The organism is Pseudomonas sp. H1_D05, assembly GCF_054682705.1.
Window position 1 is genome coordinate 3,038,543 of record NZ_CP162825.1, and the last position, 15,203, is coordinate 3,053,745.

The following is a 15,203-nucleotide window of genomic DNA, read 5'->3' on the forward strand; positions in this document are numbered from 1 at the left end:
ACGGTGTCCGCAGTCGCCTGCTTATAGAGAGAAGAGGCGCAGGCCAAAGCCTGCGACAAGGGCCGCAGTTTGAACCCCGCTCCCCGCGCCTGACAACCCTCGGTTGTATGATCTGTAAAGGATTACAGACATGGATGAGTGTGCGCAGTGACAGGCGCCCTCAATCACAGGATAATGCCGCATCTTTTTTCGACGGCTCTGCGTTGCGGGCCGGTCGATGTGTTTGCTTGTTTGGCCGCCTTAGCCTGACAACCCTGGAGTGTCTGGTTTGATCGTCTTCCGTTATCTGTCCCGCGAAGTCCTGTTGACCCTCAGCGCCGTGAGTGCTGTGCTGCTGGTCATCATCATGAGTGGTCGCTTCATCAAATATCTGGCTCAGGCCGCTGCCGGCCAGCTCGATCCGGGCTCGTTGTTCCTGATCATGGGCTATCGCCTGCCGGGTTTCATGCAGCTGATTCTGCCGCTGGGTCTGTTCCTCGGGGTCCTGCTGGCCTACGGTCGCCTGTATCTGGAAAGCGAGATGACCGTGCTCTCGGCCACTGGCATGAGTCAGCAGAAGCTGTTTCGCATGACGCTGTTCCCGGCGACGCTGGTGGCACTGGTGGTGGCATGGCTGAGCCTGGGCCTGGCCCCGCAAGGCGCCAATCAATTCCAGTTGCTGCTGAACAAGCAAGACGCCCTGACCGAATTCGACACCCTCGAGCCGGGTCGCTTTCAGGCCCTGCGTGATGGTACTCGGGTCACCTATACCGAGACCCTGAGCGACGATCGCGTCAATCTGGGCAGCGTATTCATTTCGCAGAAAAACCTCGGTGCCGATCAAAAGGATCGCGGGATTTCCGTGCTGGTGGCCGAAAGCGGTCGCCAGGAAGTGCGCCCCGACGGCAACCGCTATCTGATCCTCGATAACGGCTACCGCTACGACGGCAGCCCGGGTCAGGCCGATTACCGCGCCATTCACTACGAAACCTACGGTGTACTGCTGCCCAAGCCGGACGTCAGCGAAGAAGTCACCGATCGCGACGCCATGCCGACCTCGTCTCTGCTGGGCAGCGATGACATCCGCTCCAAAACCGAACTGCAATGGCGTGTGTCCCTGCCGCTGCTGGTGTTTATCGTGACCCTGATGGCGGTGCCGCTGTCGCGAGTCAATCCGCGCCAAGGGCGTTTCCTCAAGCTGCTGCCGGCGATTCTTCTTTATATGGCTTACCTGACCATTCTGATTGCCGCCCGCGGCGCCCTTGAAAAAGGCAAGATCCCGCCAGCCCTGGGCCTGTGGTGGGTGCATGCGATCTTCCTGTTCATCGGTCTCGGTTTGCTCTATTGGGAGCCGCTGCGTCTGAAGATGGCCAGCCGTCGCGCTGCAGCGCTGGAGGTGACCCGTGGTTAAACTCGACCGCTACATCGGCAGCAGCGTGTTCATGGCGATCATTGCCGTGCTGGCAATCATTCTCGGTCTGGCAACCTTGTTCGCCTTCATCGATGAGATGGGCGACGTCAGCGACACCTACACCCTCGTCGATGTTCTGAGCTTTGTGTTGCTGACCGCGCCACGCCGTCTCTACGAAATGCTGCCGATGGCGGCGTTGATCGGTTGCCTGATCGGCCTCGGCAGTCTGGCCAGTAGCAGTGAGCTGACCGTCATGCGCGCCGCTGGCGTGTCCATCGGCCGTATCGTGTGGGCTGTAATGAAGCCCATGCTGGTGCTGATGCTGGCTGGCGTGCTGATCGGCGAATACGTCGCGCCGGCGACCGAGAGCATGGCCCAGGCCAATCGCTCGCTGGCGCAAGGCAGCGGCGACGCGCAAAGTGCCAAGCACGGTATGTGGCACCGTCAGGGTGAAGAGTTCATCCACATCAACGCCGTGCAACCCAACGGCCTGCTGTATGGCGTGACCCGTTATCACTTCGACAAAGAGCGTCACCTGCTGAGTTCGAGTTTCGCCAAGAAGGCCGAGTTCGACGGCAACAAGTGGCAGCTCACCGACGTTGCCACCACGCTGTTCCATGAACGCAGCACCGAAGTCGTCAATACCCCGAGCGAGCAATGGGACGTGGCGTTGAGCCCGCAATTGCTCAGCACCGTGGTCATGGCACCGGAATCGCTGTCGATCAGTGGTTTGTGGGGCTACATCCACTATCTGTCCGAGCAGGGCCTGAGCAACGGCCGCTATTGGCTGGCATTTTGGGTCAAGGTGTTGCAGCCGCTGGTGACCGCAGCACTGGTGCTGATGGCGATCTCCTTCATTTTCGGTCCGCTGCGCTCGGTAACCCTCGGTCAGCGGGTGTTTACCGGCGTGCTGGTGGGCTTCACCTTCCGTATCGTCCAGGATTTGCTCGGCCCGTCGAGCCTGGTGTTCGGTTTCTCGCCGCTGTTTGCGGTGCTGGTGCCGGCCGGGGTCTGTGCGCTGGCGGGTGTCTGGCTGCTGCGAAGAGCCGGTTGATGACAGGCGATTGACCTGTGTTTTAAACCTCGAAAACGCCTCGGTCGACAGATCGGGGCGTTTTTGCATGCAATCCGGGTGACAGGCGAACGTGACGCTTGCGCCGTGTATCAGGTACAATTCCCGGCTATTTTTCGGCGGGCCATGCCTGCAGCCTTTTTGAGTGTTGATCCGTGAGTGATTTGAGTCATATCCGCAATTTCTCCATCATCGCCCACATTGACCATGGCAAGTCGACGCTGGCCGATCGCTTCATCCAGATGTGCGGCGGCCTGGCCGAGCGTGAAATGGAAGCCCAGGTGCTGGACTCCATGGACCTGGAACGTGAACGCGGGATCACCATCAAGGCCCACAGCGTCACCCTGTATTACACCGCCAAAGACGGCATCAAGTACCAGCTGAACTTCATCGACACCCCGGGCCACGTCGACTTCACCTACGAAGTCAGCCGTTCCCTGGCTGCGTGTGAGGGTGCCTTGCTGGTGGTCGATGCCGGTCAGGGCGTTGAAGCTCAGTCCGTAGCCAACTGCTACACCGCGATCGAGCAGGGCCTTGAAGTCATGCCGGTGCTGAACAAGATCGACCTGCCGCAGGCTGATCCTGATCGCGTAAAAGACGAAATCGAGAAAATCATCGGCATCGATGCCACCGACGCCGTTACCTGCAGCGCCAAAACCGGTCTGGGTGTCGACGAAGTGCTCGAGCGCCTGGTGCATACCATTCCTGCGCCGACCGGCAACATTGAAGATCCGCTGCAAGCGTTGATCATCGACTCGTGGTTCGACAACTACCTGGGCGTTGTTTCCCTGGTACGTGTACGTCATGGCCGCGTGAAGAAGGGCGACAAGATCCTCGTCAAGTCCACCGGCAAGATCCATCTGGTCGACAGCGTCGGCGTGTTCAACCCTAAACACACCGCCACCACTGATTTGAAAGCCGGCGAAGTGGGCTTCATCATCGCCAGCATCAAGGACATTCACGGTGCACCGGTCGGTGACACCCTGACCCCGGCCTCGACCCCGGACGTTGAAGTGCTGCCCGGCTTCAAACGCATTCAGCCACAGGTTTACGCCGGTCTGTTCCCGGTCAGTTCCGACGACTTCGAGGACTTCCGCGAAGCGCTGCAGAAGCTGACCCTCAACGACTCGTCGTTGCAGTACACCCCGGAAAGCTCCGACGCACTGGGCTTCGGCTTCCGTTGCGGCTTCCTTGGCATGTTGCACATGGAAATCATCCAGGAGCGCCTCGAGCGCGAGTACGACCTGGACCTGATCACCACTGCGCCAACGGTAATTTTCGAGCTGGTGCTGAAAACCGGTGAAACGATTTACGTCGACAACCCATCCAAGCTACCGGATGTGTCGTCGATCGAAGACATGCGCGAGCCGATCGTGCGGGCCAACATTCTGGTGCCGCAAGAACACTTGGGCAACGTCATCACCCTGTGCATCGAGAAGCGTGGCGTTCAAGTCGACATGCTGTTCCTCGGCAATCAGGTGCAGGTCACCTACGACCTGCCGATGAACGAAGTGGTCCTGGACTTCTTCGACCGTCTCAAATCCACCAGCCGCGGCTATGCTTCGCTGGATTACCATTTCGATCGTTACCAATCGGCTAATCTGGTGAAACTGGACGTGCTGATCAACGGCGACAAGGTCGATGCCCTGGCGTTGATCGTGCACCGTGACAACTCGCACTACAAAGGTCGCCAGTTGACCGAGAAGATGAAAGAACTGATTCCTCGTCAGATGTTCGACGTAGCCATTCAGGCCGCCATTGGTGGTCAGATCGTTGCCCGGACAACCGTCAAGGCGCTCAGAAAGAACGTATTGGCCAAATGCTACGGCGGTGACGTCAGCCGTAAGAAGAAACTGCTCGAGAAGCAAAAGGCCGGTAAGAAACGCATGAAGCAGGTCGGCAACGTGGAAATTCCACAAGAAGCCTTCCTCGCAGTGCTCAGGTTGGATAGTTAGGTCCTATGTCACTAAATTTCCCGCTGTTGCTGGTCATCGCCGTGTTCGTCTGCGGCCTGTTGGCGTTGCTTGATCTGTTGATCCTGGCGCCGCGTCGGCGTGCTGCCATTGCCTCCTATCAAGGCAGTGTCAGCCAGCCTGATGTAGTGGTCGTTGAAAAACTGAACAAAGAGCCGCTGCTGGTCGAATACGGCAAGTCGTTTTTTCCGGTGTTGTTCATCGTGCTGGTGCTGCGCTCGTTCCTCGTGGAACCGTTTCAGATCCCTTCGGGCTCGATGAAACCCACCCTGGACGTCGGCGACTTCATTCTGGTGAACAAGTTTTCTTACGGGATCCGTCTGCCGGTGATCGACAAGAAAATCATCGAAGTGGGTGATCCGCAGCGCGGTGATGTGATGGTGTTCCGCTATCCAAGTGATCCGAACGTCAATTACATCAAGCGTGTAGTCGGCTTGCCGGGCGATACGGTGCGTTACACCGCTGACAAGCGTCTGTTCATCAACGGCGAGTCGGTGGCCGAACAGTTGGTCGGCCCGGAGCCAGGCATGCTCGGCAGCGCCGAGTTCTACAAAGAAAAACTCGGCGCTGCCGAACACCTGATCCGCAAGGAAATGAGCCGTTACCGCGCCACGCCGGACCATACCTGGACCGTGCCGGCCGGGCACTACTTCATGATGGGCGACAACCGCGACAACTCGAACGACAGTCGCTACTGGGATGATCCGAACATTCCCAAGGATCTGCTGGGCATGGTTCCAGACCAGAATATCGTCGGCAAGGCCTTCGCGGTCTGGATGAGCTGGCCGGAATCAAAACTCAGTCACCTGCCGAATTTTTCGCGGGTTGGCCTGATCAAGTAATTACACACGGCGCTGTTGACCACAGCGCCGAATGCATTTCTGGAGCCGGCACAATCGGCTTCGCAATCGCCAGGATTTAATTTTTGAACACAGCGTTAATTGTCCCAGGCCTGCGCCGCATCCCGGCGATGGCAGTGGAATTCAGCCACGAACTCAGCGTGGGTAAACCGTGAGCGTTTCTCTAAGCCGTCTCGAGCGCCAGCTCGGTTACACCTTCAAGGATCAGGAGCTGATGCTGCTGGCCCTGACGCACCGAAGTTTTGCCGGGCGCAACAACGAGCGTCTGGAATTCCTCGGCGATGCCATCCTCAATTTTGTCGCCGGCGAGGCACTGTTCGATCGCTTCCCGCTGGCCCGCGAAGGCCAGTTGTCGCGTTTGCGCGCACGCCTGGTAAAAGGTGAGACGCTGGCCGTACTGGCTCGCGGTTTCGACCTTGGCGATTACCTGCGACTGGGTTCCGGTGAGTTGAAAAGCGGCGGTTTCCGTCGCGAATCGATTCTGGCCGATGCCCTCGAAGCCTTGATCGGCGCGATCTACCTTGACGCCGGCATGGACATGGCGCGCGAGCGCGTGCTGGCCTGGCTGGCCGGCGAGTTCGAAGGCCTGACGCTGGTCGATACCAACAAGGATCCGAAGACCCGCCTGCAGGAACACCTGCAATCGCGAGGTTGTGAACTGCCACGCTACGAAGTGGTGGATATCCAGGGCGAGCCGCACTGTCGAACCTTCTTCGTCGAGTGCGAAGTTGTCTTACTGAATGAAAAAAGCCGAGGTCAGGGTGTAAGCCGTCGTATTGCCGAACAGGTAGCGGCCGCCGCAGCACTGATTGCCCTGGGCGTGGAGAATGGCAATGACTGATACAAACGCAACTCGCTGTGGCTATGTTGCCATCGTCGGCCGTCCCAACGTCGGTAAGTCGACGCTGCTGAACCACATCCTTGGCCAGAAGCTCGCCATTACCTCGCGCAAGCCGCAGACCACTCGCCACAACATGCTCGGGATCAAAACCGAAGGTGACGTGCAGGCGATCTACGTCGATACCCCTGGTATGCACAAGGGTGGCGAAAAGGCCCTGAACCGTTACATGAACAAAACCGCTTCGGCAGCGTTGAAAGACGTCGACGTGGTGATCTTCGTCGTTGACCGCACCAAGTGGACCGATGAAGACCAGATGGTGCTGGAACGCGTGCAGTACGTCACCGGCCCATTGATCGTCGCGCTGAACAAGACCGACCGCATCGAAGACAAAGCCGAGCTGATGCCGCACCTGAGCTGGTTGCAGGAGCAGTTGCCGAACGCGCAGATCATCCCGATCTCCGCGCAGCACGGGCACAACCTCGACGCGCTGGAAAAGGTTATCGCTGATCATCTGCCGGAGAACGATCACTTCTTCCCGGAAGACCAGATCACCGACCGCAGCAGCCGTTTCCTCGCCGCTGAACTGGTGCGCGAGAAAATCATGCGCCAGATGGGCGCCGAGCTGCCGTACCAGATCACCGTCGAAATCGAAGAGTTCAAGCAGCAGGGCAAGACCCTGCACATTCATGCTTTGATCCTCGTTGAGCGTGACGGCCAGAAGAAAATCATCATTGGCGACAAGGGCGAGCGTATCAAACGCATCGGCACCGAAGCGCGCAAGGACATGGAGCTGCTGTTCGACTCCAAGATCATGCTCAACCTGTGGGTCAAGGTGAAGGGCGGCTGGTCCGATGACGAGCGTGCGCTGCGTTCGCTGGGTTACGGCGACCTGTAAGTACACGGTTGTCGCAACACCGAAAAAACCTGTGGGAGCGAGCTTGCTCGCGAAGGCGTAGTGCCAGACGACATATTTGTTGACTGACACCCTGCTTTCGCGAGCAAGCTCGCTCCCACATTGGTTTTGGGGTGAATAAAAAACCGCGTTTTTATCAATGAGAGCTCCATGTCGCAAAACCCGCCTCCCGCCCAACCCGCCTACGTCCTGCATTCTCGCGCCTACCGCGAAACCAGTGCGTTGGTGGACTTCCTCACGCCGCAAGGTCGGCTGCGGGCGGTGTTGCGTAGTGCGCGGGGCAAGGCCGGGACATTGGCGCGTCCGTTCGTGGCGCTGGAAGTCGAGTTTCGTGGCAAGGGTGAGCTGAAGAACGTCGGGCGCATGGAGAGCTCTGGCACCTCGGCGTGGCTCAACGGTGAAGCGCTGTTCAGCGGTCTCTATCTCAATGAATTGCTGATTCGCCTGCTGCCTGCCGAAGACCCGCACCCGGGTGTCTTCGATCACTACGCCGCGACCTTGCTGGCATTGGCCGAAGGTCGTCCACTGGAGCCGTTGCTGCGCTCCTTCGAATGGCGGCTGCTGGACGATCTCGGTTACGGCTTTTCGTTGAATACCGACGTCCATGGCGAACCTGTTGCGCCGGATGGTCTTTATCGTCTGCAAGTGGATGCCGGGCTTGAGCGGGTCTTTCTGCTGCAACCCGGCCTGTTCAACGGCGTCGAATTACTGGCCATGGCCGAAGCCGACTGGACCGCCCCCGGCGCGCTCTCCGCCGCCAAGCGCTTGATGCGTCAGGCACTGGCTGTTCACCTGGGCGGTCGCCCTCTCGTCAGTCGCGAGCTGTTTCGCAAGCCCTAAGGGTCTGTTTACGTCTGGACGCGGCGCAACGGGCGCTGGCTGCGCGCAGGGCCGCGTTGCTCGGAACTCATTTGGCGCAACCAAACTTCGTTCCTCGCGCCTTGCCCTGCACTCAGCCAGCATCCCGTTGCCGCCGCGCCCAGACGTAAACAGACCCTTCACCGTGTATGCTGTGCGCCGAATCTTTTTCTTCAGGAGCGCGCATCCGTGACCACCAGCAATCGCATTCTTCTTGGCGTGAACATCGACCACGTCGCCACCCTGCGTCAGGCTCGTGGCACGCGCTACCCGGATCCGGTCAAGGCGGCGCTGGACGCGGAAGAGGCGGGGGCCGATGGCATCACCGTGCACCTGCGTGAAGACCGTCGGCATATCCAGGAGCGCGATGTCTTGCTGCTCAAGGATGTGCTGCAAACCCGCATGAACTTCGAAATGGGCGTCACCGAAGAAATGATGGCGTTTGCCGAACGCATTCGTCCGGCGCACATTTGCCTCGTCCCGGAAACCCGTCAGGAGCTGACCACTGAAGGTGGCCTGGATGTGGCGGGACAGGAAGAGCGCATCAAGGCAGCGGTTGAACGTCTGTCGAAGATCGGCAGCGAAGTGTCGCTGTTCATCGATGCCGACGAGCGCCAGATCGCAGCGTCGAAGCGTGTCGGTGCGCCGGCCATCGAACTGCACACCGGCCGTTACGCCGATGCCGAAACCCCGACCGAAGTGGCAGAAGAGCTCAAGCGTGTCGCCGATGGCGTGGCGTTTGGTCTGGCCCAAGGCCTGATCGTTAACGCGGGTCACGGCTTGCACTACCACAACGTTGAAGCCGTAGCGGCGATCAAAGGCATCAACGAACTGAACATCGGCCATGCGCTGGTGGCGCATGCGTTGTTCGTGGGCTTCAAGTCTGCGGTAGCAGAAATGAAGGCGCTGATCCTGGCTGCTGCCAAGCCTTAAGCTTCAACTCAAAACCCTTGTAGGAGTGAGCCTGCTCGCGATATCGGTGTGTCAGACAAAATTAATTGACTGACCCACCGCTATCGCGAGCAGGCTCACTCCTACATTTGATTTGGGGTGTTGATTAGAGCGGGGCAGGTTCTTGAGCGGGTTTCGACTTGTCGATACCGGGCACATGCAGATTGCCCTCAGCCACTTGATCACCCTCAAGTTGCGGCTGCGTCACCCAGGTCAAAATGTCGTAGTAGCGACGAATGTTCGCCACAAAGTGCACCGGCTCGCCGCCTCGGGCGTAGCCATAACGCGTCTTGCTGTACCACTGTTTCTGCGACAGGCGCGGCAGGATCTTCTTCACATCCAGCCATTTGTCCGGGTTCAGCCCTTCCTTGGCCGTCAGCTTGCGCGCGTCATCCAGGTGGCCACTGCCGACGTTGTAGGCCGCGAGGGCGAACCAGGTGCGATCCGGCTCCTTGATCGAATCGTCGAGCTGATCCTTCATATAAGCCAGGTACTTGGCGCCGCCCATGATGCTCTGCTTCGGATCGAGGCGGTTGGACACGCCCATTGCCTGTGCCGTGTTCTGGGTCAGCATCATCAGCCCGCGCACGCCGGTCTTCGAGGTAACCGTCGGCTGCCACAGCGATTCCTGATAACCAATGGCCGCCAGCAGACGCCAGTCGACTTTCTCTTTCTTCGCGTAATTCTTGAAGTGCTGTTCGTATTTCGGCAGGCGCTGCTGCAAGTGCTGGGCGAAGGTCGTGGCGCCCATATAGCCGAGAACATCGACGTGGCCGTAATAGCGATCCTTCAAGCGTTGCAGGGTGCCGTTCTTCTGCACTTTGTCCAGGTACGCGTTGATTTCGTTGAGCAGGCTGTTGTCTTCGCCCGGGCCGACCGCCCAGCTCTGGCTGCGCGCATCACCGAGGTCGAAGGCCACACGAATGTTGGTGAAGTACACCTGATTCATCGCCACTTCGTTGGAATCGACCAAGGTCAGGTCGATCTGGCCTTCATCGACCATGCGCAGCAGGTCGACCACTTCAACCGCGTCGGACTCTTCATACTCGATGCCGGGGAATTTCTTTTTCAGCTCCGCCAGTTGCTCGGCGTGGGTGCTGCCCTTGAGCACCATGATCTTCTTGCCGACCAGATCGCCAGGATCGGTCGGCCGTGACTGGCCGTTGCGATAGATGATCTGCGGGGTGACTTCAAGGTAGGAGTGCGAAAAGCGCACCTGCTGCTTGCGCTGATCGCTGCTGACCAGACCGGCGGCGGCCAGCACCGGGCCGTTCGGTTTGCCGATCTGATCGAAGAGGTCGTCGAGGTTGTCGGCGGTCTCGATCTTCAGCTCGACACCCAAATCGTCGGCGAAACGCTTCACCAGCTCGTATTCGAAGCCGGTTTCACCGCTGCGATCCTGAAAGTAGGTGGCGGGGCTGTTACGGGTAATCACCCGCAGCACACCATCCTCCTTTACGCGCTCGAGTGTGTTGGGTTTATCAACACAGCCACCAAGCATCAGGAAGAGTCCGGTTGCGATCAGCCATTTGGCGTACCGCGGACGCAAAGCCGTTGGGAAAAACATCTGCGCAGTATACGCAAACGGCTGCGGGCGCCATATCTCGACAGTGCAGGGCGAGTCTGCTAGCGATCACAAAACTGCACGAAACCCCGCAGAAACGGGGCTTGACGGCATTTTGTTACAGTAAAAATAAGCTGCCTCTGAATCGCTGATTTACCTGACTCTGAAGTCGGAAACACAGATTGATACCCGAGTGCAACCGTGCGTAGCGTTTCGGGTGATGTTGAGGGCGGTTTAGGCTAGAATGCACGGCCTCAAAGCACACCCCTTCCCGAGGCTGTCCCGAAGATGTTGATCCTGCGCGGCGCTCCTGCCCTTTCTGCCTTTCGCCACAGCAAACTCCTTGAGCAACTGAGCCAGAAGGTTCCAGCTGTCAGTGGCCTGTATGCTGAATTCGCTCACTTCGCCGAAGTCACCGGCGTCCTGACCGGCGACGAACAGCAGGTGCTTGCGCGCCTTCTGAAGTACGGTCCAAGCGTTCCGGTACAAGAGCCTACCGGCCGTCTGTTTCTGGTGTTGCCGCGTTTCGGCACCATTTCGCCATGGTCGAGCAAGGCCAGCGACATCGCCCGCAACTGCGGCCTGAGCAAGATCCAGCGTCTGGAGCGCGGTATCGCCTTCTACGTCGCCGGTCAGTTCAGCGAAGCTGAAGCGCAGCAGATTGCCGACGTGCTGCATGACCGCATGACCCAGATCGTCCTGGCCAACCTCGAACAGGCCGCCGGTCTGTTCAGTCACGCCGAGCCGAAGCCGCTGACTGCAATCGACATCCTCGGTGGTGGTCGCGCTGCGCTGGAAAAAGCCAATACCGAGCTGGGCCTGGCTCTGGCCGAAGACGAGATCGACTATCTGGTCGACGCCTTCAATGGCTTGAAGCGCAACCCGCACGACATCGAACTGATGATGTTCGCCCAGGCCAACTCCGAGCACTGCCGCCACAAAATCTTCAACGCCAGTTGGGATATTGATGGTGAGAACCAGGAAAAAAGCCTGTTCGGCATGATCAAGAACACCTACGTGATGCACAGCGAAGGCGTTCTGTCGGCTTATAAGGACAACGCCTCGGTGATCGTCGGCAACGTTGCCGGCCGTTTCTTCCCGAATCCTGAAACCCGCCAGTACGGCGCGGTGCAGGAGCCGGTGCACATCCTGATGAAGGTTGAAACCCACAACCACCCGACCGCAATTGCTCCGTTCCCGGGCGCATCGACCGGTTCCGGTGGCGAGATCCGCGACGAAGGTGCAACCGGCCGTGGCGCCAAGCCAAAGGCTGGCCTGACCGGTTTCACCGTGTCGAACCTGCAGATCCCGGGCTTCGAACAGCCGTGGGAAGTGCCGTACGGCAAGCCTGAGCGCATTGTTACCGCGCTGGACATCATGATCGAAGGCCCGCTCGGCGGCGCTGCGTTCAACAACGAATTCGGCCGTCCGGCCCTGACCGGTTACTTCCGTACCTTCGAACAATCGATCACCACCCCGCACGGTGACGAAGTTCGTGGTTACCACAAGCCGATCATGCTCGCTGGCGGCATGGGCAACATCCGCGAAGAACACGTCAAGAAAGGCGAGATCGTGGTTGGCTCCAAGCTGATCGTCCTCGGCGGCCCGGCGATGCTCATCGGTCTGGGTGGCGGCGCTGCGTCCTCGATGGCCACCGGCACCAGTTCGGCGGATCTCGACTTCGCTTCCGTGCAGCGTGAAAACCCTGAAATGGAGCGTCGCTGCCAGGAAGTCATCGACCGTTGCTGGCAACTGGGCGACAAAAACCCGATCAGCTTCATCCACGACGTGGGCGCGGGCGGTCTGTCCAACGCCTTCCCGGAACTGGTCAACGACGGCGACCGCGGTGGCCGTTTCGAACTGCGCAACATTCCCAACGACGAGCCGGGCATGGCCCCGCACGAAATCTGGTCCAACGAATCCCGGGAACGTTACGTTCTGGCGGTAGGTCCGGAAGACTTCGAGCGCTTCCAGGCGATCTGCGAACGTGAGCGTTGCCCGTTTGCCGTAGTCGGCGAGGCGACTGCCGAGCCGCAACTGACCGTGACCGACAGCCACTTCGGCAACAACCCGGTGGACATGCCACTGGAAGTGTTGCTGGGCAAAGCCCCGCGCATGCACCGTTCGGTGGTTCGCGAAGCTGAGTTGGGCGATGACTTCGATCCGTCGAACCTCGACATCAGCGAGTCCATCGAACGCGTTCTGCATCACCCGGCCGTGGCGAGCAAAAGCTTCCTGATCACCATCGGCGACCGCACCATCACCGGCCTCGTGGCCCGTGACCAAATGGTTGGCCCATGGCAGGTTCCGGTGGCCGACGTTGCTGTCACCGCCACCAGTTTTGACGTTTACACCGGTGAAGCGATGGCGATGGGCGAGCGGACTCCGCTGGCACTGCTGGACGCTCCGGCGTCGGGCCGCATGGCCATCGGCGAAACCCTGACCAACATTGCTGCTTCGCGTATCAACAAGCTCTCCGACATCAAACTGTCGGCGAACTGGATGTCGGCGGCCGGCCACCCGGGCGAAGACGCGCGTCTGTACGACACCGTGAAAGCGGTCGGTATGGAACTGTGCCCTGAGCTGGGCATCACCATTCCGGTGGGCAAGGACTCGATGTCCATGGCCACCCGCTGGAACGATAACGGCGAAGAAAAAACCGTGACCTCGCCGATGTCGCTGATCGTGACCGGTTTCGCGCCAGTGGCTGACATCCGTCAGACCCTGACCCCGGAACTGCGCATGGACAAGGGCACCACCGACCTGATCCTGATCGACCTCGGTCGCGGTCAGAACCGTATGGGTGCTTCGATCCTTGCTCAGGTTCACGGCAAGCTCGGCAAACACGCGCCGGACGTCGATGACGCCGAAGACCTGAAAGCCTTCTTCGCCGTGATACAGGGCCTCAACGCCGACGGTCACCTGCTGGCTTACCACGACCGCTCCGACGGTGGTCTGCTGACCTCCGTGGTGGAAATGGCCTTCGCCGGCCACTGCGGTCTGAGCCTGAACCTCGACAGCGTTGCCGAGTCTTCGGCGGAAATCGCCGCGATCCTGTTCAACGAAGAATTGGGCGCCGTGATCCAGGTTCGTCAGGACGCCACGCCAGATATCCTCGCGCAATTCAGCGCGGCCGGCCTGGGCGACTGCGTATCGGTGATCGGTCAGCCGATCAACAATGGCCAGATCAACATCACCTTCAACGGTGACACCGTGTTCGAAGGTCAGCGTCGTCTGCTGCAACGTCAGTGGGCCGAGACCAGCTACCAGATCCAGCGTCTGCGTGATAACGCCGACTGCGCTGAGCAAGAGTTCGACGTGCTGCTGGAAGAAGACAACCCGGGCCTGAGCGTCAAGCTCAGCTACGACGTCAACCAGGACATCGCCGCGCCTTACATCAAGAAAGGCATCCGCCCTCAGGTTGCCGTGCTGCGTGAGCAGGGCGTCAACGGTCAGGTGGAAATGGCCGCCGCGTTCGACCGCGCCGGTTTCAACGCGATCGACGTGCACATGAGCGATATTCTGGCCGGCCGTGTCGACCTGAACGAGTTCAAAGGTCTGGTGGCCTGCGGTGGTTTCTCCTACGGCGACGTTCTCGGCGCCGGTGAAGGCTGGGCCAAGTCGGCACTGTTCAACAGCCGCGCCCGCGATGCGTTCCAGAGCTTCTTCGAACGTAACGACAGCTTCACCCTCGGCGTGTGCAACGGTTGCCAGATGATGTCCAACCTGCACGAGCTGATTCCGGGCAGCGAATTCTGGCCGCACTTCGTGCGTAACCGTTCCGAGCAGTTCGAAGCGCGCGTGGCGATGGTTCAGGTTCAGGAGTCGAACTCGATCTTCCTGCAAGGCATGGCCGGTTCGCGTATGCCGATCGCCATCGCTCACGGTGAAGGTCACGCCGAGTTCTCCAGCGAAGAAGCCCTGCTGGAAGCCGATCTGTCCGGTTGCGTGGCGATGCGTTTCGTCGACAACCATGGCAAGGTCACTGAGCGTTATCCGGCCAACCCGAACGGTTCGCCGCGCGGGATTACCGGTCTCACCAGCCGTGATGGCCGTGTGACGATCATGATGCCGCACCCGGAGCGTGTGTTCCGCGCGGTGCAGAACTCGTGGCGTTCGGAAGACTGGAACGAGGATGCACCCTGGATGCGTATGTTCCGTAATGCTCGTGTCTGGGTTAACTGATTCTCGTGTACAAGCTGGCGTTTTTTGTTCCTGACAGTCATGTCGAGGTGGTCAAAGGGGCTGTGTTCGCTGCCGGTGGTGGGCGGATCGGTGACTATGACCACTGTGCGTGGCAGGTGCTTGGTCTGGGCCAGTTTCGACCTTTGGACGGCAGTCAGCCGTTTATTGGTGAGGCAGGGCAGGTTGAGCGGGTTGAGGAATGGAAGGTTGAGCTTGTAGTGGCGGATGAGTTGATCGTGGCTGTTGTGGCGGCGCTCAAGTTGAGCCATCCCTACGAGACGCCGGCTTATGAGGTGTGGCGGCTGGAAGATTTCTGATTTTTCTTGCTGCTGAAACAAGAAACCCGCAGATGAGTGATTGTCTGCGGGTTTTTTGTTGCCTGCGATTTGCTGTTCTGGAGGAGTGAGCCCCCTGCTCGCGATGGCGCCCTGACAGGCGACCATGTTCTGGCTGACTGAGTGAATATTCGTTTCTTCGGGTGCTGCGGCTGGCGGTTTCGCCCTTACGGCGACTCACTTTTTTTACAAACGCCTAAAAAAGTAAGCAAAAAAACGCTTGCCCCAACGTTCGGCCCACTCGCTAAAGCTCGGGGTTCC

The 15,203-nt window shown here is 59.4% G+C and carries 11 protein-coding genes; 10 read left to right on the top strand and 1 reads right to left on the bottom strand.

Annotated elements, in window-relative coordinates; all coding sequences use genetic code 11:
• Positions 1-268: 268 nt before the first annotated feature.
• The 8 genes from lptF to pdxJ all read left to right on the top strand — a co-directional run bounded on the left by lptF (position 269) and on the right by pdxJ (position 8,840).
• A complete protein-coding gene (gene lptF / locus AB4O11_RS13585) occupies positions 269-1,390 on the top strand; it encodes an LPS export ABC transporter permease LptF (RefSeq protein WP_460130906.1) in 1,122 nt (373 codons plus the stop codon).
• Positions 1,383-2,444, top strand: coding sequence for an LPS export ABC transporter permease LptG (lptG, locus tag AB4O11_RS13590; protein ID WP_093436914.1), 1,062 nt, complete (start codon positions 1,383-1,385; stop codon positions 2,442-2,444). The genes lptF and lptG overlap by 8 nt, the downstream gene beginning before the upstream one ends.
• 173 nt (positions 2,445-2,617) lie before the next feature.
• The gene (lepA, locus tag AB4O11_RS13595) at positions 2,618-4,417 is read left to right on the top strand and encodes a translation elongation factor 4 (protein WP_460130908.1); all 1,800 of its coding nucleotides are present in this window, start codon (positions 2,618-2,620) and stop codon (positions 4,415-4,417) included.
• A gap of 5 nt (positions 4,418-4,422) precedes the next feature.
• The gene (gene lepB, locus AB4O11_RS13600) at positions 4,423-5,277 is read left to right on the top strand and encodes a signal peptidase I (RefSeq protein WP_093436909.1); all 855 of its coding nucleotides are present in this window, start codon (positions 4,423-4,425) and stop codon (positions 5,275-5,277) included.
• A 169-nt stretch (positions 5,278-5,446) separates the two neighbouring features.
• Positions 5,447-6,136: a ribonuclease III gene (gene rnc / locus AB4O11_RS13605; RefSeq protein WP_093436904.1), complete on the top strand. Its 690-nt coding sequence runs from the start codon at positions 5,447-5,449 to the stop codon at positions 6,134-6,136.
• Entirely contained in the window at positions 6,129-7,031 is a 903-nt protein-coding gene (gene era, locus AB4O11_RS13610; RefSeq protein ID WP_007909024.1) for a GTPase Era, read from the top strand. The genes rnc and era overlap by 8 nt, the downstream gene beginning before the upstream one ends.
• 168 nt (positions 7,032-7,199) lie before the next feature.
• Positions 7,200-7,889 (top strand): DNA repair protein RecO, encoded by a 690-nt coding sequence (gene recO / locus AB4O11_RS13615; protein ID WP_093436899.1) that lies wholly within the window; start codon positions 7,200-7,202, stop codon positions 7,887-7,889.
• Positions 7,890-8,096: 207 nt separating this feature from the next.
• A complete protein-coding gene (gene pdxJ, locus AB4O11_RS13620; protein ID WP_093436895.1) occupies positions 8,097-8,840 on the top strand; it encodes a pyridoxine 5'-phosphate synthase in 744 nt (247 codons plus the stop codon).
• A 124-nt stretch (positions 8,841-8,964) separates the two neighbouring features.
• On the opposite strand, the gene mltF is transcribed toward pdxJ, so the two are convergent.
• Positions 8,965-10,425, bottom strand: coding sequence for a membrane-bound lytic murein transglycosylase MltF (gene mltF, locus AB4O11_RS13625; protein WP_016986102.1), 1,461 nt, complete (start codon positions 10,423-10,425; stop codon positions 8,965-8,967).
• A gap of 285 nt (positions 10,426-10,710) precedes the next feature.
• Between mltF and purL the strand changes: the two genes are divergently transcribed.
• Positions 10,711-14,607: a phosphoribosylformylglycinamidine synthase gene (purL, locus tag AB4O11_RS13630; RefSeq protein ID WP_460130913.1), complete on the top strand. Its 3,897-nt coding sequence runs from the start codon at positions 10,711-10,713 to the stop codon at positions 14,605-14,607.
• A 5-nt stretch (positions 14,608-14,612) separates the two neighbouring features.
• Positions 14,613-14,924: a YqfO family protein gene (locus AB4O11_RS13635; RefSeq protein ID WP_042607740.1), complete on the top strand. Its 312-nt coding sequence runs from the start codon at positions 14,613-14,615 to the stop codon at positions 14,922-14,924.
• Positions 14,925-15,203: the final 279 nt, after the last annotated feature.

Bases quoted from the DNA above. Each gene is read 5' to 3' on its own strand.
- era (WP_007909024.1), top strand. From the start codon at position 6,129: ATGACTGATACAAACGCAACTCGCTGTGGCTATGTTGCCATCGTCGGC.
- lepB (WP_093436909.1), top strand. From the start codon at position 4,423: ATGTCACTAAATTTCCCGCTGTTGCTGGTCATCGCCGTGTTCGTCTGC.
- mltF (WP_016986102.1), bottom strand. From the start codon at position 10,425: ATGTTTTTCCCAACGGCTTTGCGTCCGCGGTACGCCAAATGGCTGATC.
- recO (WP_093436899.1), top strand. From the start codon at position 7,200: ATGTCGCAAAACCCGCCTCCCGCCCAACCCGCCTACGTCCTGCATTCT.
- purL (WP_460130913.1), top strand. From the start codon at position 10,711: ATGTTGATCCTGCGCGGCGCTCCTGCCCTTTCTGCCTTTCGCCACAGC.